This window comes from Pseudoalteromonas sp. bablab_jr010 (genome assembly GCF_016464105.1).
GTDB lineage: Bacteria > Pseudomonadota > Gammaproteobacteria > Enterobacterales > Alteromonadaceae > Pseudoalteromonas > Pseudoalteromonas simplex.
The window spans coordinates 67,275-78,905 of record NZ_JACDWV010000058.1 but is presented as its reverse complement, the minus strand read 5'-3'; the positions used below and the strand labels follow the sequence as shown (position 1 = coordinate 78,905).

General features: G+C 40.6%; 9 protein-coding genes and 1 pseudogene. 8 read left to right on the top strand and 2 right to left on the bottom strand.

Features of this window, described 5'->3' with window-relative positions; all coding sequences use genetic code 11:
• Positions 1 to 191 precede the first annotated feature (191 nt).
• Together JIG37_RS04020 and JIG37_RS04015 are read left to right on the top strand one after the other, a co-directional pair.
• Positions 192 to 1,607 (top strand): annotated as a pseudogene (locus tag JIG37_RS04020) (EAL domain-containing protein); the annotation flags it as partial.
• A 48-nt stretch (positions 1,608 to 1,655) separates the two neighbouring features.
• On the top strand, positions 1,656 to 2,582 hold the full coding sequence (locus tag JIG37_RS04015; RefSeq protein ID WP_054554519.1) for a hypothetical protein: 927 nt from the start codon (positions 1,656 to 1,658) through the stop codon (positions 2,580 to 2,582).
• A 34-nt stretch (positions 2,583 to 2,616) separates the two neighbouring features.
• On the opposite strand, the gene JIG37_RS04010 is transcribed toward JIG37_RS04015, so the two are convergent.
• On the bottom strand, positions 2,617 to 3,045 hold the full coding sequence (locus JIG37_RS04010; protein WP_054554593.1) for an Lrp/AsnC family transcriptional regulator: 429 nt from the start codon (positions 3,043 to 3,045) through the stop codon (positions 2,617 to 2,619).
• Between the two features lie 204 nt (positions 3,046 to 3,249).
• On the opposite strand from JIG37_RS04010, the gene JIG37_RS04005 reads away from it, so the two are divergent.
• From JIG37_RS04005 to JIG37_RS03980, 6 genes are all read left to right on the top strand, one after another.
• The gene (locus JIG37_RS04005) at positions 3,250 to 4,455 is read left to right on the top strand and encodes an aspartate aminotransferase family protein (RefSeq protein ID WP_138616543.1); all 1,206 of its coding nucleotides are present in this window, start codon (positions 3,250 to 3,252) and stop codon (positions 4,453 to 4,455) included.
• A gap of 46 nt (positions 4,456 to 4,501) precedes the next feature.
• Positions 4,502 to 5,536 (top strand): arginine N-succinyltransferase, encoded by a 1,035-nt coding sequence (astA, locus tag JIG37_RS04000; protein ID WP_199528737.1) that lies wholly within the window; start codon positions 4,502 to 4,504, stop codon positions 5,534 to 5,536.
• Between the two features lie 18 nt (positions 5,537 to 5,554).
• The gene (gene astD, locus JIG37_RS03995; protein ID WP_138616541.1) at positions 5,555 to 7,027 is read left to right on the top strand and encodes a succinylglutamate-semialdehyde dehydrogenase; all 1,473 of its coding nucleotides are present in this window, start codon (positions 5,555 to 5,557) and stop codon (positions 7,025 to 7,027) included.
• A gap of 40 nt (positions 7,028 to 7,067) precedes the next feature.
• Positions 7,068 to 7,871: a DUF1338 domain-containing protein gene (locus JIG37_RS03990; RefSeq protein ID WP_138616539.1), complete on the top strand. Its 804-nt coding sequence runs from the start codon at positions 7,068 to 7,070 to the stop codon at positions 7,869 to 7,871.
• Positions 7,872 to 7,888: 17 nt separating this feature from the next.
• Positions 7,889 to 8,716 (top strand): hypothetical protein, encoded by an 828-nt coding sequence (locus JIG37_RS03985; RefSeq protein ID WP_166340804.1) that lies wholly within the window; start codon positions 7,889 to 7,891, stop codon positions 8,714 to 8,716.
• A 260-nt stretch (positions 8,717 to 8,976) separates the two neighbouring features.
• Positions 8,977 to 10,194, top strand: coding sequence for a type III PLP-dependent enzyme (locus JIG37_RS03980; RefSeq protein WP_199528736.1), 1,218 nt, complete (start codon positions 8,977 to 8,979; stop codon positions 10,192 to 10,194).
• Positions 10,195 to 10,277: 83 nt separating this feature from the next.
• Here JIG37_RS03980 and JIG37_RS03975 read toward each other — a convergent pair whose 3' ends face one another.
• A complete protein-coding gene (locus tag JIG37_RS03975; RefSeq protein WP_166340802.1) occupies positions 10,278 to 11,558 on the bottom strand; it encodes a flavohemoglobin expression-modulating QEGLA motif protein in 1,281 nt (426 codons plus the stop codon).
• Positions 11,559 to 11,631 lie beyond the last annotated feature (73 nt).

Sequence of the window (11,631 nt, the reverse complement as noted above, 5' to 3'; positions counted from 1 at the left end):
GAATATTACCGCGGTTAACGAGGGCTTGATTATAGTGAGACCAGTTTGTGATTTTGCTCATTGTTGTTGCACAGGCTAGTAGGATATAGATGATCTGATCACAGGCTGGCAAGATAGTTCAAACTTTTAGGAAACAACGCCGCTCTACAGCTAAACAACCGCATATTGAGCAACTCCGCGTCAACTATGACGCTCTTAGCAAGCATATCACTAACTACACTAAAGAGTCTGAAATAAGTATATTTCAAGATAAGCTCACTCACCTGCTTGACCGCCACGCATACATAGAGCATTTAGCCAAACAACTTAGAATAGCAGAGCGACAAAAATATCGTTGCGCATTACTTTTTATCGACTTAGATGGTTTTAAACAAGTAAATGATTCTTTTGGTCATAGTTTTGGGGATGAAATTCTAATGCAAGTCGCATCACGCTTAAGTAGCATAATGCGACACCATAAGTTATCTAACTTATCTCCGACGAGCCAACTAGATCAAAACTTAGCCCGACTAGGTGGTGATGAATTTTCGATATTTATTGACCTTAAAGAATGTAAAAATAGAGCCTTAGATGTAGCGCAAAATGTTTTACACGAAATAGAACGTGACTTCGTTTTAGGTAATAAACTAATAAAAATTAGTGCAAGTATAGGCATTGCGGTTTACCCAGATAGTGCAGCCACACCACAATCACTGTTACAGATGGCTGATGTTGCTATGTATAGAGCAAAAACCGATGGTCGAGGCATTTTTAAAGTCTATTCACCTGATATGGGCAAGAAAATTAGGCGATATCATTATTTACTTGACGAAATGCGTCTTGCAATTGCAAGCGAAAATTTTCATTTATCGTTTCAACCTATTGTTGATGTTGATGACTGCGCCATTGATTATTTTGAAGCGCTTGTTAGGTGGGAGCACCCAAAAGAAGGACTTATTTCTCCTGAGGAGTTTATTCCGATCGCAGAAGAGTCGAATATTATTCTAGAACTTGGAGACTGGATAATGCTCGAATCATGTAGGCAAATGTCGGCATGGTACAACGCTGGTATGAGAAAAGTTAAAATATCTGTAAATATCTCAGGAGTACAGTTAAAGCATTGCAATATCTATGATTGGGTTATGGATAAACTATCAAAAACAGGCCTCCCTGCCCACGCATTAATGCTTGAAATCACTGAATCTACTTTTATTGAAGCAAGCAATAAGATTATTCAAACACTCGAACAATTGCGTGCAGAAGGTATTACTATCGCAATTGATGACTTTGGGACTGGCTTTAGCTCGTTAAGTACGCTTGCAGATCTTCCAATTGATGTTATTAAATTAGATCGTCTATTCGTATCGCAAGCTAAAGATAACGCTAAATACCATAAAATAATGCACTCTGTGAGCGAGCTAGGTGCTAAGCTCGGTTTAAAAGTCGTGGCTGAAGGTGTTGAAGATGTAAAACAATTTGAATTGGTAAAATCTATGGGTATCAACAGTATTCAAGGTTATTTGATAAGTCACCCAGAGTCATCTTTAAATGTGGGGCATAAAGTTTTGCAAGATAACTTAAACTTTATATCAGCCACCGGCCGTGGTGTTTGGAATATACAAAAATAGCATAAACCGCTATAATCCCAGCTATTAATCTGTACTTTTACCCAGTTGATGTTAAAAAAAAGCCTATTAACCATTTTTTTAGTTTCCTTCGCGATCACTAGCCTACTCATTGGTTCATCTATTTACACTCTCTATAGTAAGAAAAGATTGTCTGTAGACCCCAAAGTCAAAGAAATCTCAGGGATTGAATTTGATAAATTTAATCGACTTTGGGCCATAAACGACAGTGGCGATCAACCCAAGTTGTACCGCCTTAATCAAGATGGGTCTATTGCAAAAGAAATCTTGGTAACCAATGCTAAAAACATTGATTGGGAAGATATGACGCAAAATAAATTTGGTCATTTCTTTTTGGGTGATTTTGGCAATAACAAAAACGACCGAAAATGGTTAACCATTTATAAAATCGAAAATCCAATCGATATTAAAGGCGAAACCACTGAAGCAGAGATTATCAAGTTTACATACCCCGAAATGGATGGCCGCCCCATCCAACCTGATCAGCGAAATTTTGATTTAGAAGCCTTTGTAGCCTTAGGGCGACATTTGTATCTATTTACCAAAAATCGAACTGAGCCATTTGATGGCATTACTAAAGTTTACAAAGTTGGCGATCATGCAGCTAATTTTGATGCTGAATTAATTGATTCGTTCAAAACTTGCACCACCATGGAAAAGCTGTGTTGGATCACTTCCGCGGCGCTTAGCCCAGATAGAACTAAATTGGTTCTACTTGATTCCACCAGTATTTGGTTATTTGAGAACTTTCGGGGTGATAAGTTTTTTTCTGGGGATGTATCACGTATTGATTTAGGTATTGTTACGCAAAAAGAAGCCATCACTTTTTACGATGACAACACGATTGTTTTTACAGACGAAGAGTTTAAAGGCATTGGTGGTAATGCCTATGTTATAAAGCTTGATGAAGTCGAAAAGAAGGTCATCCGCAAAGCGCCTCAAGCTGATACAAATTAAGTTCTATAGGCAAAAACTAAATCAAAGGTTAAGGTTAACGCTTAAACTTCGTTTCTAAAATCACCGACGACGTTGTTCGCTCAACACCATCTAAGTTACCAATGTCATCTAACAAGTGGCTTAACTTTTCAAGGTTTTGAGCTTGCACAACGGCGATCAAATCAAATTCACCGCTAATTGCATAGAGCTGTGAAATAGCATCAATCTGCTTTAGTTCAAGGTTCGTTTTGGTGGTCAGTTTTTGTTTCACTTTAATCGAAACGTGGGCTGATACCATTTGGCTCAAATAAGCATCTCCATAGTCTACGCTGTAGCCTTTGATCACCCCTGTTTCTTCTAATTTTAACATTCGGCTTTGAACTGTTGAGCGCGATAAGTTAAGCGCCCTCGCTAGGTCTGAAATACTCGCACGCGCGTTGGTTCTTAAGATAGCTAATAGTTTTTCATCTTGTGAAGTTATCACTTTGACTACTCTTTTCGTTAATTTGCTTTTTATTTTAGTCATTTTTCACAAAATAGCACTGCAAATTTAAGTTCCTAACCCAGATAATAAGAAAAATAGATAAGAAAAATAATCTCATCGTGCTTAATTAGGCAGGAACGGCTTAACTGACCTATTTTTTGCAATTTAACTTTTTTCATACTAAGCCAGATTTAGGTGTAATAAATGCAAGTAACAAGAGAACTTTTTAACGACGTAATGGTACCAAACTACAACCCATCAGAGGTTATTCCTGTTCGCGGTGAAGGCTCACGTGTTTGGGATCAAAACGGTAAAGAATTTATCGATTTTGCAGGTGGTATTGCCGTTAATTGTTTAGGCCATTGTCACCCAGCGCTTGTCAATGCCCTAAAAGAGCAAGGCGAAAAAATTTGGCACTTATCAAACGTAATGACAAACGAACCTGCGCTTCGCCTAGCTAAAAAGTTAACTGATGCTACATTTGCAGATAAAGTATATTTTGCAAACTCAGGTGCAGAAGCTAACGAAGCGGCATTAAAATTAGCGCGTCGTTGGGCATTAGATGTACATGGCGAGCAAAAGAACCAAATCATCGCGTTTAACAAAGGTTTCCACGGTCGTACATTCTTCACTGTTACCGTAGGTGGTCAAGCGGCTTACTCAGACGGTTTTGGTCCTAAGCCTGCTGCTGTTGATCACTGTGATTATAACGATTTAGCTGCGTTTGAAGCACTTATCAGTGACAACACCTGTGCCGTAATGATGGAACCACTACAAGGTGAAGGCGGTATCATTTCGCCAACGAGCGATTTTATCAAAGGTGTTCGCGCATTATGTGATAAACACAATGCTTTACTTATTTTTGATGAAGTACAAACAGGTGTTGGCCGTACAGGTGATTTATATGCATACCAAGGCTTAGATGTAACACCAGATATCCTAACAACAGCAAAAGCGTTAGGCGGTGGTTTCCCAATTGGTGCGATGATCACAACAGCAAGCATTGCAGCGCATTTAAAAGTAGGTACACATGGTTCTACTTACGGCGGTAACCCACTTGCATGTGCGGTAGCTGAAGCTGCTTTTGATACTGTTAACACAGCAGAAGTACTAGCCGGTGTTAAAGAGCGCGAACAGCTGTTACGCGATGGCTTTGCTGCAATCAACGAAAAATACGACGTATTTAGTGAAGTACGTGGTAAAGGTCTATTATTAGGTGCAGTTCTTAACAGCAAATTTGAAGGCCGTGCACGTGATTTCCTAGTAGCAAGCACTAAGCACGGTTTAATGAGCCTTGTTGCTGGTACAAACGTTGTGCGCTTTACGCCATCTTTAGTTATTCCTCTAGAGGATATCAAAGAAGGGTTAGCTCGCTTTGAAAAAGCGGTTGCAGACGTTGTAAACGGTTAATCCTAGTTGGCGCATGCTTAAAGCATGCGCCATTGGAGTGCACTTAATGCAAGTATTACGTCCTATAACAGCAAATGATTTTGCTGCGTTAAAACAAATTGCTGTTGAATCTGGTCATGGTTTTACCTCGTTACCAGTTGACGACAATTTACTACAAGAAAAAATTGAACGCGCAGAACGCAGTTTTGCAAAAGACATTAATGAACCACAAGACGAAACCTATTTATTTGTTTTAGAAGACAGTAAAACGGGTGATGTTATCGGCACAACGGCTATCGAAGCTGCTGTAGGAATGTCGGTTCCTTTATATCATTACCACCAAGGTAAAACTGTTCACCATTCACCTACTCTCAATGTATATAACACGGTTGATATTCTGAGTATGTGTAATGACTACACTGGTTGCTCTGAAATTTGTACCTTGTTCTTACGTGAGCAAAACCGCAAAGGTTTAACAGGTCGCTTTTTATCGCGTTCTCGCTTTTTATTTATGGCCCAGCATAGCGAGCGCTTTGCTGACACCATCATCGCAGAAATGCGTGGTGTAAGTGATGAAGATGGCCATTCACCTTTTTGGCAGTGGTTACAAGAACACTTTTTTAGCATTGAGTTCCCACAGGCTGACCATTTAGTTGGTTTAGGCGATAAAGTCTTCATCAGCGAGTTAATGCCGAAGTACCCTATTTATGCCAACTTACTGAGCAAAAAAGCACAAGCTGTGATTGGTAAGGTTCATGAAAAAACCAAGCCTGCGCTTAAACTTTTGGAAAAAGAAGGGTTTGAGCACCGTGGTTATGTCGACCTATTCGATGCAGGACCAACGGTAGAAGCAAAGCTTGGCAATATTCGCAGTGTCCGTGAGTCACAAGTGTGCCCTATCAGCATTGGTGAGCTTGCGCATATCAATGAGCAAAGCTCAGATACATTAGCTATTTGCAACCAAGGCGTGAATGATTTTAGAGCCACATTCACCAAGCATGCTCATTATAACCACGCTAAGCACACATTAATCGTCAGCCAAGAAGTGGCAGATGCACTTAAATTAAAACAAGGGGATGCAGCACGGTTTTTCCGTTTGTAACCGCTTAAGGAGTTTAAAATGAGTGTCACAACTCAACTTATCGATAACCAATGGCAAGCAGGCCTTGGTCATGATTTTAGTTCAATCAACCCAAGTAATGGCGAGGTTGTTTGGCAAGGTAAAACAGCCACAGCTGAACAAGTCGCTGATGCAATAAAAGCAGCTCGTAGTGCGCAGCTAGGCTGGGCTGATATGACTCTTGAAGAGCGTATCGTTATTCTTGAAAACTTTGCAGCAGAGCTTAAAGAGCATAGCGAAGAATTTGCAACGATCATTGCCCGCGAAACAGGTAAACCGCTTTGGGAAACACGTACCGAAGTAGGTGCAATGACGGGTAAAATCGCCATTTCAATCAGAGCCTATAACGAACGTACGGGTACCACAGAAAACCCAATGCCTGGCGCTAAAGCGTTTATTCGTCATAAGCCACATGGTGTTGTTGCGGTGTTTGGTCCTTATAACTTCCCGGGTCACTTACCAAATGGCCATATTGTGCCAGCTATTTTAGCGGGTAATACCGTTGTATTTAAGCCGTCAGAACTAACGCCTCATGTTGCTGAGTTCACCTTAAAACTTTGGCTAAAGGCAGGCTTACCAGCCGGTGTCATCAACCTTGTTCAAGGTGAAGTTGACACAGGTATTGCTTTGGCATCTCACCAAGATATCGATGGCTTATTCTTTACGGGTAGCTCAAATACAGGTCACCTATTACATAAGCAATTTGCAGGTCACCCAGGTAAAATTTTAGCGCTTGAAATGGGTGGTAATAACCCACTGATCGTAAAAGATGTCGCAGATGTAAGTGCGGCTGTTCACGACATTATTCAGTCTGGTTTCATTACCTCTGGCCAACGTTGTACCTGTTCTCGTCGTTTATTTATCGAGAACTCGGCAAATGGTGATGCAATTTTAGAAAAATTAATTGCTGCAACAAAACAAATTAAAGTCGCCGACAGCTTTAGCGAAGATCAACCATTTATGGGTGCAATGATCAGCGAAAAAGCAGCACTAGGTATGGTTGCAGCTCAGCAGCAGTTACTTGATATGGGAGCAACCTCTCTTGTCGAACTTAAGCATCTTGAGCCGGGCACTGGTTTTGTAAGCCCTGGTATTATTGATGTAACGGCTGTTAAAGATATGCCTGATGAAGAGCACTTTGGTCCTCTTATCAAAGTTTATCGCTACACAGATTTCGATAGCGCGATTAATGAAGCAAATAACACCTCATTTGGTTTATCTGCTGGTTTATTAAGTGATGATAGCGATGACTACCAGCATTTCTTAAAACGTATTCGTGCCGGTATTGTTAACTGGAACCGACCAATTACAGGCGCATCTAGCGCTGCACCATTTGGTGGTATTGGTGCCAGTGGTAACCACAGAGCGAGCGCTTATTACGCTGCTGACTACTGTGCATACCCTGTTGCTTCTGTTGAAGCCGAAAAAGTTAACTTACCACAGACCCTTGCGCCGGGCTTAATTATTGAATAATTGTTTGGCGGCCTCGCCGCCTTAATTGAAGGAATTAAACATGCACACAGATGTAAACGCCCTATTTGAAAACCTATGGGACAACTATTTATCAGTTACGCCATCGGCGGTAAAAGTACATGAGTTACTTGGCTCAACACAAAAAGATGACGTGATTAACGATCACATTGCTTTACGTACTTTTAACCATGAAAAAATCGGTTTAGAAAAACTAGCAGCGCACTTTTTAGCAGTTGGCTACAAAGAATGCGGCGAGTACCACTTCGAAGCGAAAAAACTATACGCAAAGCACTTCGAACACTCAGATCCTAAGCAACCTAAAGTTTTCATTTCTGAATTACTTGTTGAGCAATGTTCAGAAGAGCTGCAAACAATTGTCAACGACATGGTTGCACAGATTGACGAAAACGCTGTTACAGCCGATAATTTCTTGTATTCTGGTACGCACTGGCAAGTAAGTTCAGACACTTACAAAAAACTGCTCGCAGAAAGTGAATATGCAGCATGGATGTCAGCATGGGGTTACCGTGCTAATCACTTTACGGTGAGCATCAATGAGTTGGCTAAATTCGATGATATCGAAAGTGTAAACCAAGCACTTAAAGATGCGGGTTTTGCGCTAAATACATCTGGCGGCGAAATCAAAGGTTCACCAGAGGTATTACTCGAGCAATCTTCAACCCTTGCTGATGACAGCGAAGTTGAATTTAGCGATGGTGTTGTTGCCGTACCAAGTTGTTTTTATGAGTTTGCTTTGCGCTACGCAAAACCAGATGGTGAGCTATACACTGGTTTTGTTGCAGCATCAGCTGACAAAATATTTGAGAGCACCAATGCTCGATAACTAAAAAGAGTTTATGTATGAGGCTAATTGGGTTTATCGTAATTTTATTTACTCTAAACACTGCTACGGCAACAGAAAAGCCTAAGCTAACAATTCTGTCTCATGCATATTTTGCTAATGAATTTGACAAAAATAGTGTCAACCGTCACCTAAATGCTGTAATCAAACCAGCCCTTGCAGATGAATTCGATATAGATGTCGAAATAACAAATCATGCTCGGTTATTAAAACGCTTATCTGGTAACGAAGCTAGTTGCACTTACAATGCCATCAAAACCCAAAATCGATCGAAAGCTATGATATTTTCGACGATACCCACGTACATGCATGTACAGCGTCGTTTATACGCCCTTAAAAGTACCTTAAAGTCAGGTTCGGAGCCTGTTTCTGTTACAGAGCTATTAAAAAGCAAAGCTAGCTTTGGGATTGTTGGCTCAACTAGTTACCGCGAACTTGATAGCATTTTCGCTGATAAAAAATTCAATGTCGCAACGATTTACGGTGAAAATGCTTTTTTGCAATTAAGCCGCCTACTTTTCAGCAAACGTATTGACTACATCGTTGCATACAAACAAACACTTGATGTACACATTCCAGCTCATGAATTAAACCAACTCACATCAAGACGTATTGCTGAATACCCAGAATTTATAAATGGCTTTTTTACATGTAGTAAAAACACAGAAGGTTATCGAGCTATGTCGCTTATAAATGATTATATGCAAAAGGTAGAAATGGCTGCTTATATCAAAGAACTCCACCAGCAAATGAACGATCCTAGCGACGCAGAAGCAATGCTTAAAATTTACACAAACGAATATGGAATACTCTTTCAAAACGACTAAGCAGCCTCTAACTTTTGCATAAAAATAACTCAAAATATTATCAAAAAACACTTGCGCAAATAAAAGCGCAGATCTATTATCTCGCCGCTTCTTGATGATAGCCAATCCGAGTACATTACAAACCCTGTTTGTAGCAAGGCGATAGAGCAACTATCCAAGAGTGTATTTGATTGCACAGAACAAACTGTGCGCTAAATAACACTCAACTGACTCGGACTTCCATTTTTTTCCGAGCAGTTGCTTAATTGCCGGAGAGTAAAATGGCTATTTCAACACTTACACAAGATTTAACAATCAAAGTACCTGCAGCGTCGGTTGCTGCAAACGAACCAGTAGCACAACCTTCAAACCAATTTATTGAGCAGCTTGTTCAGCAACATGGCGCGCCATTAATGGTGCTTGATTGTGAATCTGTTCGTCATCAATACCGTGCATTAAGCCGTGCTTTGCCTGGCGTTGTTTTACACTTTGCATTAAAGCCACTTCCTCATCCTGCGGTTGTTCGTACGCTTTTAGAAGAAGGCGCCAGCTTTGATTTAGCAACCAGCGGTGAAGTTGACTTAGTCGCCAGCCAAGGCGTACCAAGTGATCGTACTATTCACACGCACCCAATCAAACGTGATCGTGATATTCGTGATGCACTTGAATACGGTTGTAATGTGTTTGTGGTTGATAACATCAACGAATTAGAAAAGTTCATTGCATACAAAGACCAGGTTGAGTTACTTGTTCGCTTAAGTTTTCGTAATGCGGAAGCATTCGCTGATTTATCGAAAAAATTTGGTTGTAGCCCAGCAATGGCTATTGAAATCATTAGCTACGCGCAACAATTAGGTATTCGTATTAAAGGGTTGTCGTTCCATGTTGGCTCGCAAACAGCAAGCCCAGCTAAATATGTCAATGCCATTGCTGCATGTAATCAAGTGATTAACGACGTAACCGCATTAGGATTACCTGCGCTTAGTACGCTTGATATTGGCGGTGGCTTCCCTGTGCCTTACCACAAAGACGTGCTGCCAATTGAGGAATTTTGTGCGCCAATCAATGATGCCTTAGCACAGTTACCAGAGACAGTTCGCGTAATTGCTGAACCAGGTCGCTTTATTGTAGCCAGTGCGGTTACCAGTGTTGCATCGGTCATGGGTCAAGCAGTGCGTGATGGTAAGCCTTGGTACTATTTAGATGATGGTATTTATGGATCATTCAGTGGTTTATTGTTCGATGAAGCTTCATACCCTATCGACTCGTTCAAACAATCAAACGAACGTGTTGAGTCCGTGTTAGCAGGCCCGACTTGCGATAGCATCGACGTAGTAAGTGAATCAATCATGCTACCAAAATTAAACAATGGCGATTTAATCATCAGCCGTATGATGGGTGCTTACACATTAGCAACTGCAACAGATTTTAACTTCTTCAAACGTGCAGAAGTTATCGTACTGAATGATGTAGTGCAGGTTGACGCACTCACCGGTTAATCGTTTCCTCGACTAAAAGCATGTAAGGCAACATGCTTTAACTCTTAAAATGCAGCTGCTCATTCCAGCTGCATTTTTTTTGCTTAAAGAAACAGTGGTTTGTAGTCGTTTTCTAATTGTTCAAACGACAAGTTACCAATAAAACGGCCAAAGCTTAGCCACGTTGCTAGGCCTCGTAAGTCTTTAAAGTGTGGTGGTATAAATTTAGGGTCTTCAATCACACCTAAATCATGTAATTGCGATATCAGCCTGAAATCATCAATTGAGATTTTACCGACTAATAATAAGTGCAATTGATCAATTCGGCCTAATTGAATGGCAACCCGAATAAGGTTATACACCAACACGAAACCTTTGATGTAGGCGATATCTTTGGTAAAAGGTAAGCCTGTTGCTGTGCTGCCTCTAAACACGCGTTGAGTAAGTGTATAGCTTTCGTCTTTACTCAACCCTTGCGCTACATAATCACGATAAATATCAACAAATTCTGCGCCATCAATGACTTTAGTAATACCTTGAATACGGTTCACTAATTTTGCTAAACGTCGTGGCGTTGACTTTAAGGTAATAATTTCGGTCAAGACAGCAAGACCTTCTTGGGTGACCGTAGAGCTCGGAGTGCCTTTACTTAAGCAAGTTAAATATGGCTGTGCAAGACCATTTTGCGTGGTCCCAACATGGATCCAACCTTCATGCACCTCAAGAATATCTAGCTCTCTTTGAGAGAATTTAACATCTTGATTAAGTTTAATATTATTTGCACCTGCCGCAGCATCACTCACAATACCATCACTCAGAATAACCTCAACGTCGATGCCTGGCATCGTTTGAGCTACTTGTGATGCTAAAATTTTTACTGCATCTTCTGCATCAATGTTTTTTGGATCATCAGGCAAGATATCAGCATCAAGCATGCTTTTTAGCGGCTGCTCAAGCATGGTTGCAAGTTCAGAAAGTGAAGGCTCTCCAGCATGGAATAAATCTTTTGGATGACCAAACAACTCAACAGACAAATCATGAAATTCAGGAGTACCACGATATTCAATCATACTGAGTACGGTTTTATATTCAGTACACATCTTGCTCATATATTGCGCAATTGGGTTTAATTGCCCTAGCTGGCTGATGATATCGCGATTTAAATCAGAAAACGCACGACGTAACTCACTTGGTACAAAACCAAGGTCACGCTGTTGGTAATAGGCTTGATCAACTGTTGGGTTCTTTTGGCACTTATGCTTAAAAAACTCTTCTTTGATTTGTTTATCCCAATTAATCGCATCAAGGATACGAATGGGTGTTTGCAGTGCGATTAATCGGTCAGATAACTCGCGTGTTTTTGCTAATAATGCCTTATCTATCATGCTCTAGGCTCACTGTGTAATGAGCCTAGAGCATAGGCTAAATTTGCATAATTACAAAGCAAAATTACGCTGT

Coding starts and splice junctions, on each gene's coding strand:
- JIG37_RS04015 (WP_054554519.1), top strand. CDS start 1,656: ATGTTAAAAAAAAGCCTATTAACCATTTTTTTAGTTTCCTTCGCGATC.
- JIG37_RS04005 (WP_138616543.1), top strand. CDS start 3,250: ATGCAAGTAACAAGAGAACTTTTTAACGACGTAATGGTACCAAACTAC.
- astA (WP_199528737.1), top strand. CDS start 4,502: ATGCAAGTATTACGTCCTATAACAGCAAATGATTTTGCTGCGTTAAAA.
- astD (WP_138616541.1), top strand. CDS start 5,555: ATGAGTGTCACAACTCAACTTATCGATAACCAATGGCAAGCAGGCCTT.
- JIG37_RS03990 (WP_138616539.1), top strand. CDS start 7,068: ATGCACACAGATGTAAACGCCCTATTTGAAAACCTATGGGACAACTAT.
- JIG37_RS03985 (WP_166340804.1), top strand. CDS start 7,889: ATGAGGCTAATTGGGTTTATCGTAATTTTATTTACTCTAAACACTGCT.
- JIG37_RS03980 (WP_199528736.1), top strand. CDS start 8,977: ATGGCTATTTCAACACTTACACAAGATTTAACAATCAAAGTACCTGCA.
- JIG37_RS03975 (WP_166340802.1), bottom strand. CDS start 11,558: ATGATAGATAAGGCATTATTAGCAAAAACACGCGAGTTATCTGACCGA.